The sequence below is a fragment of the Variovorax sp. ZS18.2.2 genome (assembly GCF_024701975.1).
In the GTDB taxonomy this organism is placed as follows: domain Bacteria; phylum Pseudomonadota; class Gammaproteobacteria; order Burkholderiales; family Burkholderiaceae_C; genus Variovorax.
Genome location: NZ_JANLNM010000005.1, coordinates 175,267 through 202,254, shown reverse-complemented (window position 1 = coordinate 202,254; position 26,988 = coordinate 175,267). Strand labels below are relative to the sequence as shown.

The window sequence follows — 26,988 nt, the reverse complement described above, 5'->3', positions numbered from 1 at the left end:
CCGAAAGCATCACAAGCCATGTCCGACATCCTCGACAAGATCGTTGCCGTCAAGCGCCAGGAAGTGGCGGCGGCGCTGAAGCGCACGCCGCTCGAAACCATCCGATTCGATGCCGAGAGCCGCGTGCTCACGCGCGATTTCGAAGCCGCCCTGCGCGCCAAGATCGCCGCTGGCCAAGCCGCGGTGATCGCCGAAGTCAAGAAGGCGAGCCCGAGCAAGGGCGTGCTGCGCGAAGACTTCATTCCGGCGGACATCGCCCAGAGCTACGCCGAAGGTGACGGCGTGATCAGCGCGGCGTGTCTTTCGGTGCTGACGGACAAGCAGTTCTTCCAGGGCAGCGTGGACTATCTCAAGCAGGCCCGCGCCTCGTGCGACCTGCCGGTGTTGCGCAAGGACTTCATCGTCGATGCGTACCAGGTGTACGAGTCGCGCGCGATGGGCGCGGATGCGATCCTGCTGATCGCGGCCTGCCTAGACGATGCGCAGATGAAGGACTACGAAGCCATCGCGCGCGGGCTCGGCATGGCGGTGCTGGTGGAAGTGCACGATGCGGCCGAACTCGATCGCGCGCTGAAGCTCAAGACGCCGCTGATCGGGGTCAACAACCGCAATCTGCGCAACTTCGAGGTGTCGATCCAGGCCACGATCGACCTGTTGCCGAAGCTGCCGGCCGATCGTCTGCCGGTGACCGAATCGGGCATCGCCACGCGCGAAGACGTCGCCACGCTGCGCGCGGCGGGCGTCAACGCCTTCCTGGTTGGTGAAGCGTTCATGCGCGCCAAGGAACCCGGCGAGGCCCTCGCTGCGTTGTTCCAATGAGCGCGCAGGATCAGCTGTCGAGCAGCGATCCTGCCGACTGGGCGGTGGCGTCGGGTTGGCAGCCGTTGGTCGATGAATTCTTCGCTGGTGTCGTGGGGGCGAAGCTGCAGGCTTTCCTGGGGGAGCGTCTCGATGCAGGTGCCGTGATCTTTCCGCCCCAGCCGTTGCGTGCGCTGGAGCTGACGCCGGCCGAGGACGTGCGCGTCGTGATTCTGGGCCAGGACCCGTACCACGGGCGTAGCCAGGCCGAAGGGCTCGCGTTCTCGGTGGCGCCCGGCGTGGCGCTGCCGCCGTCGCTGCGCAACATCTTCAAGGAGCTTCAGCGCGACCTGGGCACGCCGCCGCCGCAGTTCCCGAATCCGGGTGGCAGCCTGGTGAAGTGGGCGACCCATGGCGTGCTGCTGCTCAACACCTGTCTCACTGTCGAGGAAGCCCAGCCAGCGAGTCATTCGGGCCGGGGTTGGGAGGTGTTGACCGATGCGGTCATTCGACATGTATCGGACGGCGCGAAACCTGTTGTTTTTATGCTCTGGGGCTCGCACGCGCAGAGCAAGCGCGCGTTGATCGACGTTAAGCGCCACAAGGTGCTGATGTCGAATCATCCGTCGCCGCTTTCGGCTCTGCGCCCGCCCGTGCCGTTCATCGGATGCGGACATTTCAGTGAAGCGCGCGCCTGGCGGGAGGCGCACCAGGGAGGCGGCTGAATTCGCGGATAATCCCGGCGGTTCCCGCCTCGTGCAGTTCTTCCGCTTCTTCTTGGTGCTGGGGGTTCTGTGTAGTCACAAAACCGTGCTATATTTCGAGGTTCGCCGGAGAGGTGGCCGAGTGGTTAATGGCAGCAGACTGTAAATCTGCCCTCTTACGAGTACGCTGGTTCGAATCCAGCCCTCTCCACCAGCGATGAATTTGGTTTCTAAGAGCGATTGGATCTAGCGCTTTGGGTGCCTTGAAGTGCTCCCGATGCGGGAGTAGTTCAATGGTAGAACCCCAGCCTTCCAAGCTGATGACGCGGGTTCGATTCCCGTCTCCCGCTCCAGAGACCCGGTTCGACGCCGGAAGCGATTGGTTAGACAAAAAGCCCTTTTGGCTCAGTGGTAGAGCACCCCCTTGGTAAGGGGGAGGTCGCGGGTCCGATTCCCGCAAAGGGCACCAGTTTCTGGGGGTTGCAACGGCAGGTTTGCAACCCATCTGCATACGTTGAAATCGTTTTTTTCGGAGTCGAAAAATGGCAAAAGGTAAATTCACCCGCACCAAGCCGCACGTGAACGTGGGCACGATCGGTCACGTTGACCACGGCAAGACGACGCTGACGGCTGCGATCGCAACCGTTCTGTCGTCCAAGTTCGGCGGCGAAGCCAAGGCTTACGACCAGATCGACGCGGCGCCCGAAGAAAAGGCCCGCGGCATCACGATCAACACCGCGCACGTCGAGTACGAAACGGCCAACCGCCACTACGCACACGTGGACTGCCCCGGCCACGCCGACTATGTGAAGAACATGATCACTGGCGCTGCCCAGATGGACGGCGCCATTCTGGTTTGCTCGGCTGCTGACGGCCCGATGCCCCAGACCCGTGAACACATCCTGCTGGCTCGCCAGGTGGGTGTGGGTTACATCATCGTTTTCCTGAACAAGTGCGACATGGTCGACGACGCCGAGCTGCTCGAGCTGGTCGAAATGGAAGTGCGCGAGCTCCTGGACAAGTACGAATTCCCTGGCGACGACACCCCGATCATTCACGGCTCGGCCAAGCTCGCCCTGGAAGGCGACAAGGGCAAGTTGGGCGAAGAAGCCATCATGAAGCTGGCTGACGCGCTGGACACGTACATCCCGACGCCTGAGCGCGCCGTGGACGGCACGTTCCTGATGCCCGTTGAAGACGTGTTCTCGATCTCGGGTCGCGGCACCGTGGTGACCGGCGCTGTCGAGCGTGGCGTGATCAAGGTTGGCGAGGAAATCGAGATCGTCGGCATCCGCCCGACCGTCAAGACCACCTGCACCGGCGTGGAAATGTTCCGCAAGCTGCTCGACCAAGGCCAGGCTGGCGACAACGTCGGCGTGCTGCTGCGCGGTACCAAGCGCGAAGAAGTCGAGCGCGGCCAAGTGCTGTGCAAGCCCGGCTCGATCAAGCCACACACGCACTTCACCGCCGAGGTGTATGTGCTGTCCAAGGACGAAGGTGGCCGTCACACGCCGTTCTTCAACAACTACCGTCCGCAGTTCTACTTCCGCACGACGGACGTGACCGGCGCGATCGAGCTGCCCAAGGACAAGGAAATGGTCATGCCTGGCGACAACGTCAGCATCACCGTCAAGCTGATCAACCCGATCGCGATGGAAGAAGGCCTGCGCTTCGCCATCCGTGAAGGCGGCCGCACCGTGGGTTCGGGTGTCGTGGCAAAGATCCTCGACATCTAAGTCGAGCGAAAAGAGTACCGGAGGGGTATAGCTCAATTGGCAGAGCGTCGGTCTCCAAAACCGAAGGTTGTAGGTTCGATTCCTACTGCCCCTGCCACCTAGGTGGCACCTCCGAAAAAAGCCCATCGTGACCCGATGGGCTTCGGCGTCTCAAGAGGCGCATTGAATTGAAGGTCGAAAGACCACAGGAAATCAGCCGAACATGGCCACTTCTCAAATCGAAACCGTGAGCACGGGCGCCGACAAGGCCAAATTGGCCGCGGCCGTGGTGCTGGCAGTGGGCGCCATCGTGGCGTTCTACCTGCTGTCGCGCCAAGGCTCGCTGGTGCAATGGGCTGCGCTGCTGGTCGGCCTGGCCGCGGCCGTGGGTGCCTTCGGCAGTTCGGAGAATGGTCGTCAGTTGTGGGCCTTTGGCCGCGACTCGTGGCGCGAGGTCAAGAAGGTCGTCTGGCCGACCCGCAAGGAAGCGATGCAGATGACGGCTTATGTGTTCGCCTTCGTGGCGATCATGTCCGTCTTCCTCTGGCTCACCGACAAGACGCTCGAATGGGTGTTTTTCGACCTCATTCTGGGCTGGAGAAAGTAAGCAATGACCGACGACGTAGTTGAAACCACGCCCGAAGAAGAGAACCCTTCGATTCTGCCCCCCGCCGCCAACCCCGATCTGCGTTGGTACGTGGTGCATGCCTATTCGGGCATGGAGAAGGCCGTCGAGCGCAATATCCTCGAGCGCATCAACCGCGCCGGCATGCAGAGCAAGTTCGGCCGCATCCTGGTTCCGACCGAAGAAGTGGTCGAGATCAAGAACGGCCAGAAGCGCACCACCGAGCGCCGCTTCTTCCCGGGCTACGTGCTGGTCGAGATGATCATGGACGACGAGAGCTGGCACCTGGTGAAGCACACCAACAAGGTGACCGGTTTCGTGGGCGGCGCCAAGAACCGTCCGGCCCCGATCTCGCAGAAAGAGGTCGAGGACATCGTCAGCCAGATGCAGCAGGGCACCGAGAAGCCGCGTCACAAGGTCGAGTTCACCGTGGGCGAATTCGTGCGTGTCAAGGAAGGCCCGTTCACCGACTTCAATGGCACGGTGGAAGACGTCAACTACGAGAAGAGCAAGGTCAGCGTGTCGGTCATGATTTTCGGCCGCTCGACGCCCGTCGAACTCGAATTCAGCCAGGTCGAGAAGACCTGAGCCCCGGGCCGCAAGGCCTGAACCATTTCCGGCTGCGCGCTATCCGACTCGGCGCGCGGCCTTGAGCAGAAGAGTCGTTTAACCCCGGGGAGCTGCGGCGAAAGCCAAGGCGATATCACCCGCAAGGAGCAAAACATGGCGAAAAAAATCGTCGGCTTTGTCAAGCTGCAAGTGCCAGCTGGTAAGGCCAACCCGTCACCACCCATCGGTCCCGCACTGGGCCAGCGTGGTCTGAACATCATGGAGTTCTGCAAGGCGTTCAATGCGCAGACGCAGAGCTACGAGCCGGGTCTGGCGCTGCCGGTGGTCATCACCGCGTTCGCCGACAAGAGCTTCACCTTCATCATCAAGTCGCCGCCCGCCGGCGTGCTGATCAAGAAGGCGATCAAGCTCGACAAGGGTTCGGCACGTCCGCACCTCGACAAGGTTGGCAAGATCACGCGCGCTCAGCTCGAAGAAATCGCCAAGACCAAGATGAAGGACCTGACGGCCGCCGACATGGACGCCGCGGTTCGCACCATCGCCGGTACTGCCCGCTCGATGGGCGTGAATGTGGAGGGCGTGTAAATGTCCAAGATCACCAAGAAGCAAAAAGCGCTCGAAGGCAAGGTCGACAGCAACAAGCTGTACCCGCTGGCTGACGCGATCGGCATCGTCAAGGAAGCCGCGACCGCCAAGTTCGACGAATCGATCGACGTGGCCGTGCAGTTGGGCATCGACGCGAAGAAGTCGGACCAGGTCGTGCGTGGCGCCGTCGTGCTGCCCAACGGCACCGGCAAGACCAAGCGCGTGGCCGTGTTCGCCCAGGGCGCCAAGGCTGAAGAAGCCAAGGCCGCCGGCGCCGACATCGTCGGCATGGACGATCTCGCCGCGATGGTCAAGGCTGGCGACATGCCTTTCGACGTCGTGATCGCTGCCCCCGATGCCATGCGCGTCGTCGGTACGCTCGGCCAGATCCTCGGCCCGCGCGGTCTGATGCCCAACCCCAAGGTTGGCACCGTGACCCCGGACGTTGCTACCGCTGTCAAGAACGCGAAGGCTGGCCAGGTCCAGTTCCGCGTCGACAAGGCCGGCATCATCCACGGCACGATCGGCCGTCGTTCGTTCGACACCGACAAGCTGCAAGGCAACCTCGTTGCGCTGATTGACGCGCTGGTCAAGGCCAAGCCGGCCACCAGCAAGGGCGTGTTCCTGCGCAAGGTGGCTGTGTCGTCGACCATGGGTCTGGGTGTCCGCGTGGACACGCAAACCATCTCGGCGAGCTAAAGAGATTGGCCCGGCTCTGAAAAGAGCTGGGCGAATGTGGTGGGTCGCGGCAGCTTCGGTTGCCGTGAGCCATCCAAGACCGCTGGTGTGCAGGGTTGTCTGCACTTAATCACCGGACCTTTTGTCCGGCAATCAGCGCAGATGGCGACCCCACTGCAAGGAATTTGTTTTTGTTCCGAAACAGTTGGTCGCTGCATGAAGCGCGATCCGAGGCCCCGGCCGAAGGTCGCATTAAAAGGAGTAGACCTTGAGTCTGAATCGCAGTGAGAAAGAAGCGGTCATCACCGATGTGACCAGCCTCGCCGCAAAAGCTCAAACGCTCGTGCTGGCGGAATACCGTGGCATCACGGTTGCCGATATGACCAAACTGCGCAGCGAAGCTCGCAGCAAGGGTGTGACTCTCAGCGTGTTGAAGAACACGCTGGCACGCCGTGCTGTCGCTGGTAGCGCATTCGAAGTCATTGGCGACCAGATGACCGGTCCGCTGATCTACGGCTTTTCCGAAGACGCAGTGGCCGCCGCCAAGGTGGTGGCCGACTTCGCGAAGACCAACGACAAGTTGGTGATTCGCGGTGGTGCGTTCGGCGGCAAGGCCCTGGATGTGAACGGCGTGAAGCAGCTCGCAAGCATCCCTTCGAAGGAAGTGCTGTTGGCGCAGTTGCTGGGCTTGATGCAATCCCCGATTTCCCGTACGGCACGCGTTCTCGCGGCGCTGGCCGCGAAGCGTGGGGAAGGCGCAGCAGCACCCGCATCCGACGCACCGGCAGAAGCCGAGGCGCAGCCCGCATAAGCCGGCTTGCGTTTGAAATATTCAACCCAATTGTTAGGAAACAAAAATGGCATTCGATAAAGACGCATTTCTGACCGCGCTCGACAGCATGACGGTCCTGGAACTCAACGAACTGGTGAAAGCCATCGAAGAGAAGTTTGGCGTGAGCGCTGCCGCCATGGCAGGTCCCGCAGCTGCAGGCCCCGCCGCCGCAGTGGCCGAAGAACAAACCGAATTCAATGTCGTGCTGGCAGACGTCGGCGCGAACAAGGTGTCGGTCATCAAGGCCGTGCGCGAAATCACCGGCCTGGGCCTCAAGGAAGCCAAGGACCTGGTGGAAGCCGCTCCCAAGGCTGTCAAGGAAGCCCTGTCCAAGGCTGACGCTGAAGCCGCCAAGAAGAAGCTGGAAGAAGCCGGCGCCAAGGTGGAACTGAAGTAATTCAGTCCCCCTAGAGGGCTGGAGGCGCCTGAAAAGGCCCTCCAGCCTTTGCCGCTTTCAGAGCGCACCCAAAAATGGCCATACGGTGGCGATTTTTGAGTGTCTTCTGACCCCGACTGCAGAAGACCCCTTGGTTCGGGCGATGTGCAACGCATCGCTGTCCGCCAACGGCTGGTAGTGGCCAGCCGCCAAGCAGTGGTGCCGTTCGCCCGGCATTGCTGACAAGTCGCTGAAGATCTCAAGCTCCGGAGCTCTCATGGCCCAATCGTCCGCGTACAGTTACACCGAACGCAAGCGCATCCGAAAAAGTTTCGGTAACCGCGACAGCGTCGTCGAAATCCCCTACCTGCTGCAGATGCAGAAAGACGCGTACACCGCGTTCCTGCAAGCCGGCATCGCCCCCAAACAACGCACCGTCGAAGGCCTGCAGGCCGCGTTCGACGCCGCGTTCCCGATCGTCTCGCACAACGGTTTCGTCGAGATGAAGTTCCTCGAGTACAACCTCGCGAAACCGGCTTTCGACGTGCGTGAATGCCAGACCCGTGGTCTGACCTTCGCCTCGGCCGTGCGTGCCAAGGTCCAGCTCATCATCTATGACCGCGAGTCGTCGACGTCGCAGTCCAAGGTGGTCAAGGAAGTGAAGGAACAAGAGGTCTACATGGGCGAAGTGCCGCTCATGACCGAGAAGGGTTCGTTCATCATCAATGGCACCGAACGCGTGATCGTGTCCCAGCTGCACCGTTCGCCCGGCGTGTTCTTCGAACACGACAAGGGCAAGACGCACAGCTCGGGCAAGCTGCTGTTCTCGGCCCGCGTGATTCCTTACCGCGGTTCGTGGCTCGACTTCGAGTTCGACCCGAAGGACATGCTGTACTTCCGCGTGGACCGTCGCCGCAAGATGCCGGTCACGATCCTGCTGAAGGCCATCGGCCTGAACCCGGAATCGATCCTCGCGAACTTCTTCGTGAATGACAACTTCCGCCTGATGGACAGCGGCGCGCAGATGGAGTTCGTCTCCGAGCGCCTGCGCGGCGAAGTCGCGCGCTTCGACATCACCGACAAGTCGGGCAAGGTCGTGGTCGCCAAGGACAAGCGCGTCACCGCGCGCCACACGCGTGAACTGGAGCAGTCGAACACCACGCACATCAGCGTGCCGGAAGACTTCCTGGTCGGCCGCGTGATCGCCCGCAACATCGTGGACGCCGACTCCGGCGAAATTCTGGCCAAGGCCAACGACGAACTGACCGAAGCGCTGCTCAAGAAGCTGCGCACGGCCGGCGTGCAGGACATCCAGGTCATCTACACGAACGAACTGGATCAGGGCGCGTACATCTCGCAGACCCTGCGCATCGACGAAACCGTCGACGAATTCGCAGCCCGCGTGGCCATCTACCGCATGATGCGCCCCGGCGAGCCGCCGACGGAAGACGCGGTGCAGGCCCTGTTCCAGCGCCTGTTCTACAACCCGGACACGTACGACCTGTCGCGCGTGGGCCGCATGAAGTTCAACGCCAAGGTTGGCCGCGACGAATCCACCGGCCCGATGGTGCTGACCAACGAAGACATCCTGGCTGTGGTCAAGATCCTCGTTGACCTGCGCAACGGCAACGGCGAAGTCGACGACATCGACCACCTGGGCAATCGCCGCGTGCGCTGCGTCGGCGAACTGGCCGAAAACCAGTACCGCACCGGCCTGGCACGTATCGAGAAGGCCGTGAAGGAACGTCTGGGTCAGGCCGAGCAAGAGCCGCTGATGCCGCACGACCTGATCAACAGCAAGCCGATCTCGGCCGCGCTGAAGGAATTCTTCGGTGCGTCGCAGCTGTCGCAGTTCATGGACCAGACGAACCCGTTGTCCGAAATCACCCACAAGCGCCGCGTGTCGGCCCTTGGCCCGGGTGGTCTGACGCGTGAACGTGCAGGCTTCGAAGTGCGCGACGTGCACGTGACCCATTACGGCCGCGTGTGCCCGATCGAAACGCCCGAAGGCCCGAACATCGGCCTGATCAACTCGCTGGCCCTGTACGCCCGCCTGAACGAATACGGCTTCATCGAGACGCCGTACCGCCGGGTGATCGACAGCAAGGTCACGATGGACATCGACTACCTGTCGGCCATCGAAGAAGGCAAGTACGTTATCGCCCAGGCCAATGCGGTCCTGGACAAGGACGGCAAGCTGACCGGCGACCTGGTCTCGGCGCGTGAAGCCGGCGAATCGATCCTGGTCGGTGCCGAACGCATCCAGTACATGGACGTGTCGCCTGCGCAGATCGTGTCGGTGGCTGCCTCGCTCGTGCCGTTCCTGGAGCACGACGACGCGAACCGCGCGCTGATGGGCGCCAACATGCAGCGTCAGGCCGTGCCCGTGCTGCGCCCCGAAAAGCCGATGGTCGGTACCGGTATCGAGCGCGTCTCCGCGGTCGACTCGGGCACCGTGGTCACGGCCTCGCGCGGCGGTATCGTCGACTACGTCGATGCGACCCGTGTCGTGGTGCGCGTGAACGATGCCGAAGCGGCAGCCGGTGAAGTCGGTGTGGACATCTACAACCTGATCAAGTATCAGCGTTCGAACCAGAACACCAACATCCACCAGCGTCCGATCGTCAAGCGCGGCGACAAGATCGCCAAGGGCGACGTGATCGCCGACGGCGCATCGACCGACCTCGGCGAACTGGCCCTCGGCCAGAACATGTTGATCGCGTTCATGCCCTGGAACGGCTACAACTTCGAAGACTCGATCCTGATCTCCGAACGCGTCGTCGCCGAAGACCGCTACACCTCGATCCACATCGAGGAACTGGTGGTGATGGCTCGCGACACGAAGCTGGGTGCAGAAGAAATCACGCGCGACATCCCGAACCTGGCCGAGCAGCAACTCAACCGCCTCGATGAATCCGGCATCATTTATGTCGGCGCCGAAGTGCAGCCGGGCGACACGCTGGTGGGCAAGGTCACACCGAAGGGCGAGACCACGCTGACGCCTGAAGAGAAGCTGCTTCGCGCCATCTTCGGCGAGAAGGCTTCCGACGTGAAGGACACCTCGCTGCGTGTGGATCAGGGCTCGCAAGGCACCGTGATCGACGTGCAGGTTTTCACCCGCGAAGGCATCACGCGCGACAAGCGCGCGCAACAGATCATCGATGATGAACTCAAGCGCTTCCGCCTCGACCTGAACGACCAGCTGCGCATCGTCGAAGCCGACGCGTTCGACCGTATCGAGAAGCTGCTGACCGGCAAGGTCGCCAACGGCGGCCCGAACAAGCTGGCCAAGGGCACCAAGCTCGACAAGGCCTACCTGGCGTCGGTCGAGAAGTTCCACTGGTTCGACATCCGCCCGGCGGACGACGAAGTGGCCACGCAGCTCGAGTCGATCAAGAACTCGCTGGAGCAGACGCGCCACAGCTTCGACCTCGCGTTCGAAGAAAAGCGCAAGAAGCTCACGCAGGGCGACGAGCTGCCCGCGGGCGTGCTCAAGATGGTCAAGGTCTACCTGGCCGTCAAGCGCCGCCTGCAACCCGGCGACAAGATGGCCGGCCGCCACGGCAACAAGGGTGTGGTGTCCAAGATCGTTCCGGTCGAAGACATGCCCCACATGGCCGACGGCACGCCGTGCGACATCTGCCTGAACCCGCTGGGCGTGCCTTCGCGGATGAACGTGGGCCAGGTGCTCGAAGTGCATCTGGGCTGGGCCGGCAAGGGCATCGGCCAGCGCATCGGCGACCTGCTGCAGCAAGAGGCCAAGGTGGCCGAAGTGCGCAAGTTCATGGAGCAGCTGTACAACGGCTCGGGCCGTCCGGAAGACCTCGCCCAGCTGAGCGACACCGACGTGCTCGCCATGGCGGCCAACCTGCAAAGCGGTGCGACCTTCGCCACGCCGGTGTTCGACGGCGCCTCGGAAGAAGAAATCCGCGGCATGCTGAAGCTCGCCTACCCGGACGACATCGCCAAGCTCAAGGGCCTGACCGATACGCGCACGCAGGCGTACCTGTACGACGGCCGCACCGGCGACCAGTTCGAGCGTCCCGTCACCGTCGGCTACATGCACTTCTTGAAGCTGCATCACCTGGTCGACGACAAGATGCACGCCCGTTCGACCGGCCCGTACTCGCTCGTCACGCAGCAACCGCTGGGCGGCAAGGCGCAGTTCGGCGGCCAGCGTTTCGGGGAAATGGAAGTGTGGGCGCTGGAAGCTTATGGCGCCGCCTACGTCCTGCAGGAAATGCTGACCGTGAAGTCCGACGACGTGCAAGGCCGTACCAAGGTGTACGAGAGCATCGTCAAGGGCGAGCACTCGATCGAAGCCGGCATGCCGGAATCGTTCAACGTGCTGGTCAAGGAAATTCGTTCGCTGGGGCTCGACATCGAGCTCGAGCGTTCTTAATTTGAAAAGGGAAAGAGTCTTATGAAATCGCTACTCGACCTGTTCAAGCAATTCACGCCCGATGAGCATTTCGATGCCATCAAGATCGGCATGGCTTCGCCCGAGAAGATCCGCTCGTGGTCTTTCGGTGAAGTGAAGAAGCCCGAGACGATCAACTACCGCACGTTCAAGCCCGAGCGCGACGGTCTCTTCTGCGCCAAGATCTTCGGCCCCATCAAGGACTACGAGTGCCTGTGCGGCAAGTACAAGCGCCTGAAGCACCGCGGCGTGATCTGCGAGAAGTGCGGCGTTGAAGTCACGCAGACCAAGGTGCGTCGCGAGCGCATGGGTCACATCGACCTGGCCGCGCCCTGCGCCCACATCTGGTTCCTGAAGTCGCTGCCGTCGCGCCTGGGCCTCGTGCTCGACATGACGCTGCGCGACATCGAACGCGTGCTGTACTTCGAAGCCTACGTGATCACCGACCCCGGCATGACCCCGCTGAAGAAGTTCGGCATCATGTCCGAGGACGACTACGACGCCAAGCGCAAGGAATACGGCGACGAATTCGTCGCCAAGATGGGCGCCGAAGGCATCAAGGACCTGCTCGAAGGCATCGAGCTCGACAGCGAGATCGAACGCCTGCGTGGCGACCTGACCGGCTCCGAAGTCAAGGTCAAGAAGAACTCCAAGCGCCTGAAGGTGCTGGAAGCCTTCCGCAAGTCGGGCATCAAGCCCCAGTGGATGGTGCTCGACGTGCTGCCCGTGCTGCCGCCGGACCTGCGTCCGCTGGTCCCGCTGGACGGCGGCCGCTTCGCGACCTCCGACCTGAACGACCTGTACCGCCGCGTCATCAACCGCAATTCGCGTCTGCGCCGCCTGCTGGAGCTCAAGGCTCCGGAAATCATCGCGCGCAACGAAAAGCGGATGCTGCAGGAAGCGGTCGACTCGCTGCTGGACAACGGCCGTCGCGGCAAGGCCATGACGGGCGCCAACAAGCGCGCGCTCAAGTCGCTGGCCGACATGATCAAGGGCAAGAGCGGTCGTTTCCGCCAGAACTTGCTGGGCAAGCGCGTCGACTACTCGGGCCGTTCGGTCATCGTGGTGGGCCCGACGCTCAAGCTGCACCAGTGCGGCCTGCCGAAGCTGATGGCGCTCGAACTCTTCAAGCCTTTCATCTTCTCGCGCCTGGAAGCCATGGGCATCGCGACCACGATCAAGGCGGCCAAGAAGGAAGTCGAATCGGGCACGCCGGTGGTCTGGGACATCCTGGAAGAAGTGATCAAGGAACACCCGGTCATGCTGAACCGTGCGCCCACGCTGCACCGTTTGGGCATCCAGGCATTCGAGCCGATCCTGATCGAAGGCAAGGCCATCCAGCTGCACCCGCTCGTTTGCGCGGCCTTCAACGCCGACTTCGACGGCGACCAGATGGCTGTCCACGTGCCGCTGTCGGTGGAAGCACAGATGGAAGCCCGCACGCTGATGCTGGCCTCCAACAACGTGCTGTTCCCGGCTTCGGGCGAGCCGTCGATCGTTCCTTCGCAGGACGTGGTGCTGGGTCTGTACTACACGACCCGCGACCGCATCAACGCCAAGGGCGAGGGCCTGATCTTCTCCGACATCGGTGAAGTCCAGCGCGCGCTCGACGCCAACGTGGTGGAGCTCACCGCCAAGGTCGCCGTGCGCATCACGGAGTACACCAAGGACAAGGAAACCGGTGCATTCACCGCTTCCACGTCGCTGGTGGACACCACCGTGGGCCGCGCGCTGCTGTCCGAGATCCTGCCCAAGGGCCTGCCGTTCTCGAACATCAACAAGGCGCTGAAGAAGAAGGAAATCTCCAAGCTCATCAACGTCTCGTTCCGCAAGTGCGGCCTGAAAGAGACAGTCGTGTTCGCCGACAAGCTGCTGCAAAACGGCTTCCGCCTGGCGACCAAGGCCGGTATCTCGATCGCCATCGACGACATGCTGGTGCCCGCTGAGAAGCACGGCATCATCGAGCGCTCCGCCAAGGAAGTGAAGGAGATCGAACAGCAGTACGTCTCCGGTCTCGTGACCTCCGGCGAGCGTTACAACAAGGTGGTGGACATCTGGGGCAAGGCCGGCGACGAAGTGTCGAAGGTCATGATGGCCAAGCTGTCCAAGGAGCGCGTCATCGATCGCCACGGCAAGGACGTGGAGCAGGAGTCGTTCAACTCCATCTACATGATGGCCGACTCCGGCGCCCGCGGTTCCGCAGCGCAGATTCGCCAGGTGGCTGGTATGCGGGGCCTGATGGCCAAGCCGGACGGCTCGATCATCGAGACGCCCATTACCGCGAACTTCCGCGAAGGCCTGAACGTGCTGGAGTACTTCATCTCCACCCACGGTGCCCGCAAGGGTCTGGCCGACACGGCGCTGAAGACGGCGAACTCGGGTTACCTGACCCGTCGTCTGGTCGACGTGACGCAAGACTTGGTCGTGACCGAGCAGGACTGCGGCACGCACGGCGGCTACCTGATGCGCGCCATCGTCGAAGGCGGTGAAGTGATCGAGTCGCTGCGCGACCGTATCCTCGGCCGCTCGGCTGCGGACGACGTGCTGCACCCGGAAAACCGTTCGGTGCTGCTGAAGGCCGGCGAGATGTTCGACGAAGACAACATCGAAGTCCTGGAAGCCCAGGGCGTCGACGAAGTCAAGGTCCGCACCGCGCTGACCTGCGAAACCCGCTTCGGCATCTGCGCGACCTGCTATGGCCGCGACCTGGGCCGCGGCGGCCTGATCAACATCGGCGAAGCCGTCGGTGTGATCGCGGCGCAGTCGATCGGCGAACCCGGCACGCAGCTGACGATGCGTACCTTCCACATCGGTGGTGCGGCATCGCGTGCGGCCATCGCTTCGAGCGTGGAAGCCAAGTCGAACGGTTCGATCGGCTTCAACGCCACGATGCGCTACGTGACCAACAGCAAGGGCGAGCTGGTCGTGATTTCGCGTTCGGGCGAGATCGTCATTCATGACGAGCACGGCCGTGAGCGCGAGCGCCACAAGGTGCCGTACGGCGCGATCCTGGCCGTCAAGGCCGACCAGCAGATCAAGGCCGGCCACGTGCTCGCCAACTGGGATCCGCTGACGCGCCCGATCATCACCGAGTTCGCCGGCAAGACGCAGTTCGAGAACGTCGAGGAAGGCCTCACGGTTGCCAAGCAGGTGGACGAAGTGACCGGTCTGTCGACCCTGGTCGTGATCGACCCGAAGCGCCGCGGCGCTGCCAAGGTCGTGCGCCCGCAGGTGAAGCTCATCGACGCCTCCGGCGCCGAAGTGAAGATCCCGGGCACCGACCACTCGGTGACGATCGGCTTCCCGATCGGCTCGCTGGTGCAGATCCGCGACGGCCAGGACGTGGGCCCCGGCGAAGTGCTGGCGCGTATTCCGGTCGAAGGCCAGAAGACCCGCGACATCACCGGCGGTCTGCCGCGCGTTGCCGAGCTGTTCGAAGCCCGTTCGCCGAAGGACAAGGGCATGCTGGCCGAAATGACCGGTACCGTGTCGTTCGGTAAGGAGACCAAGGGCAAGATCCGCCTGCAGATCACCGATCCGGAAGGCGGCGTCTACGAAGACCTCGTGCCGAAGGAAAAGAACATCCTGGTGCACGAAGGCCAGGTGGTGAACAAGGGCGAGTCCGTGGTCGACGGTCCGGCGGACCCGCAGGACATCCTGCGCCTCCTGGGTTCGGAAGAACTGGCGCGCTACATCGTGGACGAAGTGCAGGACGTGTACCGCTTGCAGGGTGTGAAGATCAACGACAAGCACATCGAGGTGATCGTTCGCCAGATGCTGCGCCGCGTCGTGGTCGACAACATCGGCGAGACCAACTACATCTCCGGCGAACAAGTCGAACGCAGCGAAATGCTCAACACCAACGACGCCCTGCGCGCCGAAGGCAAGATCCCCGCGACGTTCACGAACCTGCTGCTGGGTATCACGAAGGCATCGCTGTCGACCGACTCGTTCATCTCGGCCGCTTCCTTCCAGGAAACGACGCGCGTGTTGACCGAAGCCGCGATCATGGGCAAGCGCGACGAGCTGCGCGGCCTGAAGGAAAACGTCATCGTCGGCCGCCTGATTCCCGCGGGCACCGGCATGGCTTACCACCAGGCACGCCGGGCCAAGGACGCAATGGACGACGCCGAGCGCCGCGCCATCGCCGAATCGGAAGCTGCCGAACTGGCGGGTTCATCGAGCGATGCGACGAGCACGGCCGACGCCAGCGAAGGCGCCGCGACCGAATAAGCGGCTAGCATCACCGGCCATGACCGGTACCCCACGCCCCCCGACCGCCCCCGGTTGGGGGGCGTTTTTCTTTGTGCTTCCATGACGAGGTGTCGTTTCCGATGAGCGTGTTGCCCGAATCGCTGGCCAGCTGGATCGTCATTGCGGTGCTGCTGTTCTGGTTTGTCGGCGCCTACAACCGGCTGGTGCGCTTGCGCGCGGCCGTGCTGCAGGCCTATGCGACGCTCGACGCGGCGCTGGGCAGGCAGCTCGATTTCGTCCAGGCCAGCATCAGCGCCGCGCCGCAAGCGAATCCACCGTCGCAGGAGCTTCTGTCGTCGATCGCGCCGCTGCAGGCGGCTACCACCCAGCTGGCCACCTTGCTGGGTGCGACGCGGCTGCATCCGCTCGACGCGGGCGGCATGGCCGCGCTGGGCACGGCGCTGCAGGTGCTGATCTCCGCCTGGCAGCGCCAGCATCCGGATGCGGTGACGGTCTTCGATGCCGACGGGACGCTTTCGAGGCCGGTGCCGGCGCAGCCCGGCACTGTCGCCGTTGCCGCGCCGAACGCGGCCGAGCCGATCGCCTGGCCCGAACCCTCGGCCGCCGCGGAAATCGCGCGCAGCCAGTTCAACCTGGCGGTGCGGAACTACAACGACGGGATTGTCCAGTTCCCGGCGCTGCTGGTGGCATGGGCCGTGCGTTTGCGTCCGGCCGCGCCCCTGCGCTGACGGGACGTCTTTTTTTACATTGCACGGCGTAGTGCCTTTGGCCCGCCCCTTACCATCCGCCCCAACTTGTCAGACCTACCTTCCGATTCCCCCGGCAACGCCGCCCCCTCACTGCAGCCACCGCTCTGGCGCCAACTGCAACTGACGGCGGGGGCGCTCGCGTCGATCCGCGCCGGCACCTCGGGCTCCGTCGCGTTCGAGGCCGTCGAGCCCGCGCTGCGGCCCGGCGTGCAGGCGCTCGGCTTCCAGGTGCTGCGCTGGCTCGGCCGCGCCGAGGCGCTGCGCCGCCACCTGGCCAAGCGCACGCCGCCGCCGCTGCCCGACGCCTTGCTCTGCACCGCGCTGGGCCTCGCCTGGGACGCCGAACGCGCGCCCTACGAACCCTTCACGCTGGTCGACCAGGCCGTCGAAGCGGCTAAGCGCAACCCGGCGACCCGGGCGCAGGCCAGCTTCATCAACGCCTGCCTGCGCCGGTTTCTCCGGGAGCGCGACGAGCTCGTCGCCATCACCGATCAGGAGCCGGTCGCGCAATGGAACCATCCGCGCTGGTGGATCGAGAAGCTCAAGCGCGACCATCCCCGCGACTGGCAGCGGATCCTGAATGCGGACAATGCGCAGGCGCCGATGACTTTGCGAGTCAACACCCAGAAGTCCACGGCCGCTGCTTATCTATTAGAGCTGGAGGCCGCGGGGCTCCCCGCCACGCGCGTCGGTGCCAGCGGCCTTCAGTTGGGACGCGCGCGGCCGGTGCAGCAATTGCCCGGTTTCGCCGACGGCGCTTGCTCGGTTCAGGACTCAGCCGCGCAGATGGCGGCGCCCCTGCTGCTCGAAGGCCTGCTGCCGGTGAAGCCCGGCGCCGCGCCGCTGCGCGTGCTCGACGCCTGCGCCGCCCCCGGCGGTAAGACCGCGCACCTGCTCGAACTGGCCGGCCCGGGTGCCGCCGAAGTGATCGCCCTCGAGGTCGATGCCCTCCGCAGCCGCCGGATCGACGAGACCCTGGCCCGCCTCGGCCTGCAGGCCAAGGTGGTGGTGGCCGATGCCGCGCGCCCCGCCGACTGGTGGGACGGCACGCCTTTCGACGCCATCCTGCTCGATGCGCCATGCACCGCCTCGGGGATCGTGCGCCGCCATCCCGACGTCCGCTGGCTGCGCCGCGAGAGCGACACCGCCCAGCTGGCCGCCCAGCAGGCCGCGCTCCTGGCCGCGCTCTGGCCGCTCGTGCGGCCCGGCGGCCGGCTCCTCTACTGCACCTGTTCCGTCTTCCGGGAAGAGGGCTCGCAACAAATTGATGCGTTCCTTGCACACAACACTGACGCACGATTGCAGCCGTCCCCAGGCCATTTGCTGCCCCAAAGCGGGGGGAATGTCCGTGGCGTCCCGGACAATCTCTCAGGTGATCACGACGGCTTCTTCTACGCCCTGCTTGAAAAACGCTGAGTCCGCGCGGCCGCGCCGACCGGTCCTGCTGGCCGTATTCCTGCTGGTCTGGGCGCTGATGCTGGCCTTGCTGCCGGCCCCGGCGGTGGCGCAAAGCCGGTCGGGCGCGTCGATCACCCAGATGCGCCTCGAACAGTCCGATGACGGCGTCTACCTGAGCGCCGGCGTGCAGTTCGAGTTGCCCTCGCTGGTCGAAGAGGTGCTCGACAAGGGCATCGCCATCTATTTCGTGGCCGAGGCCGAGGTGTATCAGGAGCGCTGGTACTGGACCGACCGCAAGGTCGCCCAGGTCACGCGCCACATGCGGCTGGCCTATCAGCCGCTCACCCGCCGCTGGCGGCTCAATGTGTCGTCGGTGCCGATCACCGGGGCCGTCGGCATCGGCATCTCGCTGAACCAGAATTTCGACAGCCTCGGCGACGCGCTCGACGCCATCAAGCGCATCGGCCGCCTTCGGTTGGGCGACGTGGCCGAGATCGGCGACGACCCCCTGCACCAGGTGATGTTCCGCTTCCGGCTCGACACCTCGCAGTTGCCGCGGCCGTTCCAGATCGGCGTGGTCGGGCAGGCCGACTGGAACATCTCGGCCGAACGCACCGCGAAGCTCGCGCTGGAGAAGCAGCGGTGAGCAGCAAACCGCGCAGCGGCGCAGCGGCCACACCCGCCGCACGCCGCTCGCGCGCGATGCGCTGGGCCGTGGGCGTCGGCGCGGCCATGGTCACGGCCATCGGCCTGGTGCTGATGTTCCTGCTGGCCCAGGCCACCAACAACCGGGAACTGTACGAGCGCTACTACGTGCGCCTGTTCGGCATCAACGTCGTGGTGGCGGTGCTGCTGGTGCTGGTGATCGGTTGGGTCGGCTTCCGGTTGCTGCGGCGGTTGCGTCAGGGCAAGTTCGGCAGCCGTCTGCTGATCAAGCTGGCGGCCATCTTCGCGCTGGTGGGCGTGGTGCCGGGGGCACTGGTCTACGTTGTGTCCTATCAGTTCGTCGAGCGCTCGATCGAGAGCTGGTTCGACGTCAAGGTCGAAGGCGCGCTGGACGCCGGCCTGAACCTCGGGCGTGCCACGCTCGATTCGCTGTCCGACGACCTCGCGGCCAAGACCCGCGTCGCCAGTGCGCAGCTGTCGTCAGTGTCCGATGCGAGCGCCGGTCTCGCGCTGGAGCGCATCCGCGATCAGCTCGAGGCGAGCGACGTGGTGCTGTGGACAGGCACCGGCCAGCTCATCGCCGGCGCGGGCACCTCGCGCTTCCAGCTCAACCCGGAGCGGCCGACCGCGCAGCAGTTTCGCCAGGTGCGCCCCGACCGCCCGCTTGCGCACATCGAGGGCCTGGACGAAACCGCCGTCCCCGGCGCGACGCCGCCCGTGGCGAGCGTGCGCGCGCTCGCCATGGTGCAGCGGCCCGGCTTCGACTTCGACACCGCGCCGCGCTACCTGCAGGTCACGCGGGCGCTGCCGGCTGCCGTGGTCAAGAACGCGCTGGACGTGCAGGAAGCCAATCGCGAGTACCAGGAGCGGGCGCTCGCGCGCGGAGGCTTGCGCCGCATGTACATCGGCACGCTCACGCTGAGCCTGTTCCTCGCCGTGTTCGGCGCGGTGCTGCTGGCCGTGCTGTTCGGCAACCAGCTCGCGCGCCCGCTGCTCGTGCTGGCCGACGGCGTGCGCCAGGTGGCGGCCGGCGACCTGCGGCCCACCGCCGTGCTGCAGGGCAAGGACGAGCTGGGTGGCCTCACGCGCTCGTTCGCCGTCATGACGCAGCAGCTGGCCGACGCCCGCGGCGCTGTCGAAAAGACCATGGGCCAGCTCGACGCGGCCCGCGCCAACCTGCAGACCATCCTGGACAACCTGACCTCGGGTGTGATCGTGCTCGACGCCAAGGGCACGGTGCTCTCGACCAACCCGGGCGCCACCCGCGTGCTGCGCGCGCCGCTGGCCGCCTACGAAGGCCAGGCGCTCATCGACGTGCCGGGCCTGGCCGACTTCGGCGCCAAGGTGCAGCAGCAGTTCGACGAGTTCCTGGTCGAGCGCATGCAGCACGGCCTGGACCATTGGCAGCACGCCTTCGAACTGCATGCCACCGGCATGGACCTGCCGCAGCAGGACGGCGCGATCAACATCGTCGCGCGCGGCGCGGAGCTGCCCGGCGCCGCGCGGCTGCTGGTGTTCGACGACATCTCCGAGATCGTCTCGGCCCAGCGCGCGCAGGCCTGGGGCGAGGTGGCGCGGCGCCTGGCGCACGAGATCAAGAATCCGCTCACGCCGATCCAGCTGTCCGCCGAGCGGCTCGAGATGAAGCTCTCGGGCAAGGTCGCGGCGCCCGAGCAGGCGATTTTGGTGAAGTCGGTGAAGACCATCGTCGACCAGGTCGATGCGATGAAGCGGCTGGTGAACGAATTCCGCGACTACGCACGGCTGCCCGCGGCCGACCTGAAGCCGGTCGATCTCAATGCGCTGCTGGCCGATGTGCTGCAGCTCTATCACGCCGAGAACCTGCCGATCGTGCTGCGCTCGGAGCTCGACGTGCGCTGCCCGCCGATCCGCGGCGACGAGCAGCAGATCCGCCAGGTCATTCACAACCTGCTGCAGAACGCGCAGGACGCCGCAGAGGCTGCAGCCAGCAGCACGGGGAGGGCGGGCGAGGTCGTCATTCGGACCCGCCTGGGCGATTCGGGCCAGCGCGTGCGCCTCACGGTGCAGGACAGCGGCCCGGGCTTTGCAGAAAATATCCTGAAGCGCGCCTTCGAACCCTACGTCACGACGAAAACAAAAGGTACCGGTTTGGGGCTCGCGGTGGTCAAGAAGATCGCGGACGAGCACGGTGCGCGCATCGAGCTTTCCAACCGTGTTGTCGACGGGGCTGTGGCAGGGGCGCAAGTCTCGCTATCATTCGCGCTGGCAGGCGAGCCGCGGGCAGCGGCCGCTCACACCGAAGACTCGAAGTCTTCCACCGCCTGAGCGCCAACAAAATCCAGCGCGAGGGCGCTGGGCGGGCCGGCGGACAAACACATACCAGCGCACACAACAAGCAGCACTCATGGCAAACATTCTCGTGGTCGATGACGAGCTGGGCATCCGGGACCTGCTCTTCGAAATTCTCAATGACGAAGGCCACAACGTGGAACTCGCGGAGAACGCCGCCGAGGCACGCGCCGCGCGCCAACGCGCGCGGCCCGATCTCGTATTGCTCGACATCTGGATGCCCGACACCGATGGCGTCACGCTGCTCAAGGAGTGGTCCACCGCCGGCCTTCTGAGCATGCCCGTCATCATGATGAGCGGCCACGCCACCATCGACACCGCGGTCGATGCGACACGCATCGGCGCCTTCGCCTTCCTCGAAAAACCCATCACGCTGCAGAAGTTGCTCAAGGCCGTGGAGCAGGGGCTCGCGCGCGAAAGCGCACGACGCGCCGCGGCGGGCGTGGTGCCCGCGCCGGCCGGCGGACATCAGGCAGCGGCGATCACCACGACGGGCGACAGCCTGCTGATGGCATCGCTGGCCTCGGTGCCGGTGCCCGATGCCGGTCCGCAATCGACCCAGAGCTTCGATCTCGACCGACCGCTTCGCGATGCGCGCGACGGCTTCGAGAAGGCGTACTTCGAATTCCACCTGGCGATGGAGAACGGCTCGATGACCCGCGTCGCCGAGAAAACCGGTCTGGAACGGACCCATCTTTATCGCAAGCTCAAACAACTTGGCGTCGATCTTTCAAGAGGGCGCAGAAGCGCTGTATAATCTAGGGCTGCACACAATGGCCCGGTAGCTCAGTTGGTAGAGCAGCGGATTGAAAATCCGCGTGTCGGTGGTTCGATTCCGCCCCAGGCCACCACTCATCGCTGCGCAGGTTCTTCAAATGCCGGCGACCCCATAAGATGGCAGTGAATGCCACCTTATGGGTTATAGGATGATCATGTCATCTTATGGGTTAATCCCCGCCGCATCGTTCGAGTCAGGGGCTTTTCATTTCCTCAGTGCCCATCCGCATGGGTCTGAGCGCACGTCTAGCTTCCCGCGCCCAACTGTTCGCTCCCCGGAGCTTTCCGCTTTGCGCGCGGTGGAACAACGTCCGAAACCTTGACCATCCCAGACTCTTTCAGGTTTCGAACTGAAGGTGTCAAGTTCCTAGCTGCGAGCTCGATCCGCGCGCTGCGAACACGCTCGATGCGTGCAGCCTTTGACAATCCCTTTCGGCACTCGGCAGCTTCTTTCCGTTTCTTTGAGAACTCTTCAAAAAGGTCGCTAAAGTTTCGTTGGAAGGTCTGATAACAAATGTCAAACCGCTTAAGAATATCAAATATGGTTTCGCGCCGAAACGTCCAGACGTCGATGGGAGAGTTCAGTAGCTGGGCAAAGGCATTCCTTGCTTCTTCGAGTTTTTTCTTGGGAAGGTGCCTATGGTGCTTGTCTAGCTGCAAAATGGGATTGCATTTGAATTTCGTTGGATCGAAAAATACAGCACTCTGACCTGAGATTTGCGCAGGCGGCACATTCAAGCGGTGTGAAACATCCATAAAATTTGACCAAGTTGGAGCTGATGAGGCTAATTGCCAATTTCGAAGGCAGCACGGCTTGATGCCGGTCATTTTTGCGAAGCGGCTAATTTTCCCTGCGCCATGTATGTTTATCGCATTTCTAAGGTGCGAAGAAAAATTCTCTCGGCTCAACGTAATTTCGGTTTGGCTTTTAATCAGTTCAAGTGCACCACGAGCAAACCACATTCTTTCATCCAACTGCTGCGGCTCGCACAACAACTCGCCGGTGCTTGTAAGATCTGCGCCGCAGTATTCGCAGAAGTCTAGAAACGGAAACTTCGGTAAATGCCTTTGGACCTTAGTGCATGCTGGACAGGTATTTTGAAGAATGGTTTTATGTATGACACATACCGTTGTTGTAGAGGGGCCCCAATAGAGTGGATCCCAGGCGGGGATATTGGCGTGTCGTGCGTCCAAGTAGCATTGTGAGCACCAGTGCCGAATCTTATGCAAAAAATGCTTTGCCTTCTTGTCACAAAGATTGGCTAAACATAGAAATGTCATCTCTGCAGGATTGGAAATGTCTGACTCATTTTTCAAAGCCTCCGATGCTCTTTTTGCGGTATCTCCGAGACTATTGATAAGCTGAGATTCCGCGCTTCGAATCTTAGTAAGGGTTGCTTTCTCCTTGTCCCAGTTGTCTGCTGCGAGCGCGCCATACAGTCGATGGGGTGCGCAGCAGTGTTCGAGCGCAAGCCGACACAGCAAGCTTGTCAAGGACTCAATTCCAGCCTCATCGCTCCTCCTGGGTTCATGGCCCGCGAACCGCCGCAGGGTTGGATCCGGTGGATAAATGCGGACGATGGTCATGGACCGACTGTCTCGCGGCGCAGTGCAGCTTGAAAAGGCTTATTTACAGCTGCGGGCGCAACCGCCTTTTCGGTTTCGGCCTCACTGCTAAAAAATATCTTGCGTTTCTCCTTGAGACTTTCGTCCAGTTCTTTCATTACTTTCATGAACTGAATCGTGTCATTCAAGATGCCCTCAAGTTGCGATGTGTGCAATCGCGCTCGAACCATGTCGTTCCAAGTCAAATAGTCCAACCCTCGATCAAGCGCGGTGATAAGCGCCCGGTCGAATTGCTCGTGGGAAAGACCCATGTAGCCGAGCGCGTCATTAAATAATTCAGTCTTTTTTGCCTCGATAGAAAATTTGAGTTTGATCGGGAGCTTCTTTTCAATCGCCAGTAACGATCGCGTAAATTGATCTATCTCTTTTAAAGTGTATGGGGCAAGCCAGATGGGGTAGACCCGCTTGGAAATCTGGCCACTTTGCTTAAAAATATCTGTAAGCAAAACCGTTCCGAAAAGTACAAAATGCGACGGACTTGCATTGCTGCGGCTTTTTAGAGAGTCGTAGCTTTGAAATATCCCGGAGTCCGATGTAGGCCGACGCAAGTGATCGGCCTCGTCCATAAGCACACCAATCACTTTGGCACGAGCAAGGCCTGCAAAGAATAGGTTTCGAAGTTGTGGAATATTGAGTTTCTGGGTGACGAATGCCGGATGGCAATCGCCACTTCGAAACCTTTCAATTATTTTTTCGACATCGATCTTCGTGTTGATGCACGGTTCGTTCAATGCCGAGAGACCTGGGAGGTACAGGTCGTCTTTCCATTTGAAGACCCCGGCTTCAGGTGCGGCCAATTCCATGGCCAGCAATCGGGTGCGCTCCTCCTCCGGAACAGCCGCTGCGGCCTCGACGAATTCGTGGCAGATTTCATCCACCAGCGCAGTCTTCCCCGCAGACGTGGGCCCTATGACTGCAGTCATGGACTGCTGATCGCCATATTGGATTCGTTCCGCCACCTCGTCCATGGCGTTATTGAAATTGAGGTGAAGGATTTTCTCCTTCCTGAACGTTTCGACAGCGGGATGGACTTCACGGCCGCGTACCGCGAGTCGCTGAAGGGGCGTTTGCTTGGCGCTGCTGCTAGACGACATAGGAACTCCTTGAAAAAGTCAGTGACTTCGCCGAGAGATGGGGAACGGCTCCAGCGGCGCCGTGGGCGCGGCGCTGGATGTGGCCGCGGCTGGTTCTGCGTTGGAGGTGGAGTCGGCGGCGCGTGTGCCGGGGTCGGTGGGTTCGTCCGCGGGGTCTTCAGGCTCTTCGCCTTGCGCGTGCTGTTCACGCTCTCTTTCCGCGTCTATATAGCTTTGACCCAGTTCCTTCAGAAAGGCGTACGTGTCGTCGCGCGAGGTGCTGGGGCGGCTCAGATAGATTTGTTCGCTCAAGTAGTACTTGCGATGAGCTTCTGGAGGCAGGCGGCGCAACTGGGAATCGATCAGGGCGCACCGTTCCCATTTGCGGTTGATTCGTGCCGAGATGTAGGTCGGATCTTCCGGGTCGTAGAACGGCACGTCCTCCATCTTTTTGTGGGTCCATGAAGCGATCTCCGATGAGTAGTAGTTGTGCCCGTTGAGCCGAATCCCGTCTCGTTGGCGCATCAGCCCGCCGTGCTTGTGAGCCCTTGCCAAGGTGTTCCGAATGAACACGTCATCAAAGGGCGTGGGCCTGCCCCAGGATGTTCCCTGCGTGATCGATGCGGAACGAAGAATCTTGTTCGGGGTGCTGCCCAGGGCTCCATGGGGCATATCCGGGTACAAGCGGAACATGAGGTCTTCCGCTTTTTCTGCCAGTCCCGGGACAGTGAGATAGGCCAGGTCTCGCGGGTCATGAGTGCTTGAACTCATCCTCGGCTTTTTCAAGACCTCGTTGCTTCCCAGTAGCACGGTCGTCAGGTGATGATCGATCGTCAGATTCATACGCTCGACCGGATTGCCGTACCGCGGCTCTGAATTGGGACGCAGCGCATGCTCGCAGCGGTTGAGCGCGAGCATCTGCTGGATGAGCTTGGCCTGGAATTCCCGCCCGCCATCCGTGATGACCATCATGGGGAGTTTTCCGTGGCGTCGAACGATGTCGCGCAAGACCATCATCACCGAGGCGTGCGAGGGTTCCAGCATCGATGTCCACAGCCCGAGCACGAGACGGGTGAGTGCATCGATAGCGATCGAGAACCAGGGCTTGCCGATCAGGTCGACGCCGTTGAGCCGTCGGCAGAACATGTCGCTTTGCCGATGATCGATGTGCACGCGTGAGAACGGACTATCTCCCTCGACCGGACCTTGGTTGACGTGGGCACCGCCACTCATGCGCGGCGGCATCTCGACTTGCGCAGCCCGCTTGCCCTCGCGGTCTTCTGTGACTTGGTGAATGTCCTGGCGCTTCCATTTCCGATAAAACTTGTCTTGCGATCGAGGTTCGATGTGTTCCTCTTTACACAATGCGATGTAGTACGCATAGCCGGCACTGACGTCTCGTGGCAAGGGAGCCTTGAGGAACGCGAAGGCCTTTGCCATCAGTTCCAGTTCTTTTGCTTCCGTGCGCGGCGTACGGTTGCCCTTCAAATGGTCCTGGGTGATCAATCCGAGAAACCCATTCCCATAGCGCGCTTCGGCCTCGCGATACTTTGCTTTCCATCGCATGACTGTGCGCCTTGATGTGCCGAGGTCGGACGCGGCGTCTTCGCTGCTGAATTTCTCCAGGGTTTTGAGTTTCTCGATTGCTTTGATGACTGATTCCGGCGACGCATGCCTCAGAAGCTCGAAGCCCTCATCTGTCGAAATCGGCACAGGCGCATTGACCAGGATTTCTTGCGTTTGAACAAGACGCCGGAACTCTTCGCAGCGCATCTGAGCCAGTGGTGCATCCGGCGTCTGCAGAAAAACGAACGCCGCGGTGCGATTCAGCATGACAAACGCTTTGTGTCCCCAGGTCACGGTGCTGCCCGGCAGGATGGCGTCTGGATCGATGGTGAAACGCCGCGGATCGCGGCAGCGCTCAGCCGCCTTGTAGAAGGTGAAGGTCTGGCCGTCGGCATAGACCCACGCGCAGTCGATGTTTGCCAGTGGCTCGCTGAGGAGTTCCAAATGCCAGTAACGCCGGAAATGTCCCTCGTAGATCACGTCGGCGTCGCCAACCAATGAGATGGCGTCGCTCAGCAGCACGCGTTGCGCCGCTTGGAGCTTGGCGCTCAGCAAGCTCCTGCTTTCCAATGGAACGTCAGTGCTGCGAAGCATGCGGGGTCGCAGAAAGTCGATGTTCCGCGCGAGGGTGTGCGGTACGTCGCGGTCTGTGAGAAGGTAGTAGCCCAGCCCGAGCTTTGCGCATGCGTCGCGTGCAGGTGGTTGGTCCCATGAATCGGGTCCGGTCTGGACCCATCGGTACGGCTTGTCGACGCAGAGCTTCATGAGCTCCGAGGATGTTTTGAAGTCGACGCCTACGGCGCCCGTTCCATCAAGTTTGAGGAAGTCGATCCATGTGCGGTCGCCTGCCCGTTTGCCATTGGGCAACGTGTAGTGGAGCTTGACCTGCAAGCACTGGTCCCAGACCTCGAGGGTGTCAGCGTCGTATTCCCAGAGCAGCACGCATGCTCGCTCGCCGGTCATGCTTTCCCATTGAATGACTTTGCCGAGCTTCTCGCTTGGGAACCCACCGCAGTAGTTGCCCGAAGTGTTCTTGACGCGGCGGCCGGGCTCGCTGTTTCTCAGACGGTCGACCAGGGCGATTGTTTTAGGCGCTAGGCCCTTGGCGGTTGCCCAGGCGAGGAACTCGTCCGGGCTCAGCATGCCGCTTGAACCTGATGCGCCTTTGCCTCTCTCCTGCCTGAGCCGGGCTGCGCGCGGTACAGTTTCCGCCTTCCGGCGCTAAGGTGTCGCCAAGCGGCTCGGACGCCTTTTCGTAGCCGGCGAGGAAAAGAACGACGTCGC

General features: G+C 62.5%; 19 protein-coding genes and 5 tRNA genes. 21 read left to right on the top strand and 3 right to left on the bottom strand.

Annotation, left to right across the window (positions count from 1 at the left end; translation table 11 throughout):
- Positions 1-18 precede the first annotated feature (18 nt).
- The 21 genes from trpC (at position 19) to NU688_RS20205 (ending at position 21,513) form a co-directional block, all read left to right on the top strand.
- Entirely contained in the window at positions 19-819 is an 801-nt protein-coding gene (gene trpC / locus NU688_RS20305) for an indole-3-glycerol phosphate synthase TrpC (RefSeq protein WP_257862602.1), read from the top strand.
- A complete protein-coding gene (locus NU688_RS20300; RefSeq protein ID WP_257862601.1) occupies positions 816-1,523 on the top strand; it encodes a uracil-DNA glycosylase in 708 nt (235 codons plus the stop codon). The genes trpC and NU688_RS20300 overlap by 4 nt, the downstream gene beginning before the upstream one ends.
- Positions 1,524-1,630: 107 nt before the next feature.
- Positions 1,631-1,716, top strand: a tRNA-Tyr gene (locus NU688_RS20295).
- Between the two features lie 65 nt (positions 1,717-1,781).
- Positions 1,782-1,855: transfer RNA gene (locus NU688_RS20290), tRNA-Gly, on the top strand.
- Positions 1,856-1,896: 41 nt separating this feature from the next.
- Positions 1,897-1,971, top strand: a tRNA-Thr gene (locus NU688_RS20285).
- Between the two features lie 73 nt (positions 1,972-2,044).
- Entirely contained in the window at positions 2,045-3,238 is a 1,194-nt protein-coding gene (gene tuf, locus NU688_RS20280; RefSeq protein WP_257862600.1) for an elongation factor Tu, read from the top strand.
- A 21-nt stretch (positions 3,239-3,259) separates the two neighbouring features.
- Positions 3,260-3,335, top strand: a tRNA-Trp gene (locus NU688_RS20275).
- Between the two features lie 105 nt (positions 3,336-3,440).
- Positions 3,441-3,824, top strand: a complete 384-nt coding sequence (gene secE / locus NU688_RS20270; RefSeq protein WP_007831049.1) for a preprotein translocase subunit SecE — start codon at positions 3,441-3,443, stop codon at positions 3,822-3,824.
- Positions 3,825-3,827: 3 nt separating this feature from the next.
- Positions 3,828-4,430, top strand: a complete 603-nt coding sequence (nusG, locus tag NU688_RS20265; RefSeq protein ID WP_257862599.1) for a transcription termination/antitermination protein NusG — start codon at positions 3,828-3,830, stop codon at positions 4,428-4,430.
- A gap of 135 nt (positions 4,431-4,565) precedes the next feature.
- Positions 4,566-4,997 carry a 50S ribosomal protein L11 gene (gene rplK / locus NU688_RS20260; RefSeq protein WP_013539105.1) on the top strand — a complete coding sequence of 144 codons (432 nt, stop codon included), beginning with the start codon at positions 4,566-4,568 and terminating at the stop codon, positions 4,995-4,997.
- On the top strand, positions 4,998-5,696 hold the full coding sequence (gene rplA, locus NU688_RS20255; RefSeq protein WP_257862598.1) for a 50S ribosomal protein L1: 699 nt from the start codon (positions 4,998-5,000) through the stop codon (positions 5,694-5,696).
- A gap of 247 nt (positions 5,697-5,943) precedes the next feature.
- A complete protein-coding gene (rplJ, locus tag NU688_RS20250) occupies positions 5,944-6,486 on the top strand; it encodes a 50S ribosomal protein L10 (protein WP_257862597.1) in 543 nt (180 codons plus the stop codon).
- 46 nt (positions 6,487-6,532) lie between these two features.
- Complete coding sequence (gene rplL / locus NU688_RS20245; RefSeq protein WP_198789614.1) at positions 6,533-6,904, top strand: 50S ribosomal protein L7/L12; 372 nt, start codon at positions 6,533-6,535, stop codon at positions 6,902-6,904.
- 256 nt (positions 6,905-7,160) lie between these two features.
- Entirely contained in the window at positions 7,161-11,285 is a 4,125-nt protein-coding gene (gene rpoB, locus NU688_RS20240) for a DNA-directed RNA polymerase subunit beta (protein WP_257862596.1), read from the top strand.
- Between the two features lie 21 nt (positions 11,286-11,306).
- Positions 11,307-15,536, top strand: coding sequence for a DNA-directed RNA polymerase subunit beta' (gene rpoC, locus NU688_RS20235; protein ID WP_257862595.1), 4,230 nt, complete (start codon positions 11,307-11,309; stop codon positions 15,534-15,536).
- 101 nt (positions 15,537-15,637) lie between these two features.
- On the top strand, positions 15,638-16,246 hold the full coding sequence (locus tag NU688_RS20230) for a lema family protein (RefSeq protein WP_257862594.1): 609 nt from the start codon (positions 15,638-15,640) through the stop codon (positions 16,244-16,246).
- A gap of 111 nt (positions 16,247-16,357) precedes the next feature.
- Complete coding sequence (rsmB, locus tag NU688_RS20225) at positions 16,358-17,683, top strand: 16S rRNA (cytosine(967)-C(5))-methyltransferase RsmB (RefSeq protein ID WP_257862832.1); 1,326 nt, start codon at positions 16,358-16,360, stop codon at positions 17,681-17,683.
- A complete protein-coding gene (locus NU688_RS20220; RefSeq protein WP_374684665.1) occupies positions 17,670-18,311 on the top strand; it encodes a DUF4390 domain-containing protein in 642 nt (213 codons plus the stop codon). The genes rsmB and NU688_RS20220 overlap by 14 nt, the downstream gene beginning before the upstream one ends.
- The gene (locus tag NU688_RS20215) at positions 18,308-20,638 is read left to right on the top strand and encodes an ATP-binding protein (RefSeq protein WP_257862593.1); all 2,331 of its coding nucleotides are present in this window, start codon (positions 18,308-18,310) and stop codon (positions 20,636-20,638) included. The genes NU688_RS20220 and NU688_RS20215 overlap by 4 nt, the downstream gene beginning before the upstream one ends.
- A 79-nt stretch (positions 20,639-20,717) precedes the next feature.
- Entirely contained in the window at positions 20,718-21,419 is a 702-nt protein-coding gene (locus NU688_RS20210) for a response regulator (RefSeq protein ID WP_093441973.1), read from the top strand.
- Positions 21,420-21,437: 18 nt separating this feature from the next.
- A tRNA-Phe gene (locus tag NU688_RS20205) sits at positions 21,438-21,513 on the top strand.
- Positions 21,514-21,685: 172 nt separating this feature from the next.
- On the opposite strand, the gene NU688_RS20200 is transcribed toward NU688_RS20205, so the two are convergent.
- The 3 genes from NU688_RS20200 to NU688_RS20190 are packed head-to-tail and all read right to left on the bottom strand — an operon-like array spanning position 21,686 to position 26,847.
- Positions 21,686-23,026 (bottom strand): TniQ family protein, encoded by a 1,341-nt coding sequence (locus NU688_RS20200; protein WP_257862591.1) that lies wholly within the window; start codon positions 23,024-23,026, stop codon positions 21,686-21,688.
- Positions 23,023-24,159, bottom strand: coding sequence for an AAA family ATPase (locus tag NU688_RS20195; protein WP_257862590.1), 1,137 nt, complete (start codon positions 24,157-24,159; stop codon positions 23,023-23,025). Before NU688_RS20195 ends, NU688_RS20200 begins: the two co-directional genes overlap by 4 nt.
- 18 nt (positions 24,160-24,177) lie before the next feature.
- Entirely contained in the window at positions 24,178-26,847 is a 2,670-nt protein-coding gene (locus tag NU688_RS20190) for a hypothetical protein (RefSeq protein ID WP_257862589.1), read from the bottom strand.
- Positions 26,848-26,988: the final 141 nt, after the last annotated feature.

Coding starts and splice junctions, on each gene's coding strand:
- trpC (WP_257862602.1), top strand. CDS start 19: ATGTCCGACATCCTCGACAAGATCGTTGCCGTCAAGCGCCAGGAAGTG.
- NU688_RS20300 (WP_257862601.1), top strand. CDS start 816: ATGAGCGCGCAGGATCAGCTGTCGAGCAGCGATCCTGCCGACTGGGCG.
- tuf (WP_257862600.1), top strand. CDS start 2,045: ATGGCAAAAGGTAAATTCACCCGCACCAAGCCGCACGTGAACGTGGGC.
- secE (WP_007831049.1), top strand. CDS start 3,441: ATGGCCACTTCTCAAATCGAAACCGTGAGCACGGGCGCCGACAAGGCC.
- nusG (WP_257862599.1), top strand. CDS start 3,828: ATGACCGACGACGTAGTTGAAACCACGCCCGAAGAAGAGAACCCTTCG.
- rplK (WP_013539105.1), top strand. CDS start 4,566: ATGGCGAAAAAAATCGTCGGCTTTGTCAAGCTGCAAGTGCCAGCTGGT.
- rplA (WP_257862598.1), top strand. CDS start 4,998: ATGTCCAAGATCACCAAGAAGCAAAAAGCGCTCGAAGGCAAGGTCGAC.
- rplL (WP_198789614.1), top strand. CDS start 6,533: ATGGCATTCGATAAAGACGCATTTCTGACCGCGCTCGACAGCATGACG.
- rpoB (WP_257862596.1), top strand. CDS start 7,161: ATGGCCCAATCGTCCGCGTACAGTTACACCGAACGCAAGCGCATCCGA.
- rpoC (WP_257862595.1), top strand. CDS start 11,307: ATGAAATCGCTACTCGACCTGTTCAAGCAATTCACGCCCGATGAGCAT.
- NU688_RS20230 (WP_257862594.1), top strand. CDS start 15,638: ATGAGCGTGTTGCCCGAATCGCTGGCCAGCTGGATCGTCATTGCGGTG.
- NU688_RS20210 (WP_093441973.1), top strand. CDS start 20,718: ATGGCAAACATTCTCGTGGTCGATGACGAGCTGGGCATCCGGGACCTG.
- NU688_RS20200 (WP_257862591.1), bottom strand. CDS start 23,026: ATGACCATCGTCCGCATTTATCCACCGGATCCAACCCTGCGGCGGTTC.
- NU688_RS20195 (WP_257862590.1), bottom strand. CDS start 24,159: ATGTCGTCTAGCAGCAGCGCCAAGCAAACGCCCCTTCAGCGACTCGCG.
- NU688_RS20190 (WP_257862589.1), bottom strand. CDS start 26,847: ATGCTGAGCCCGGACGAGTTCCTCGCCTGGGCAACCGCCAAGGGCCTA.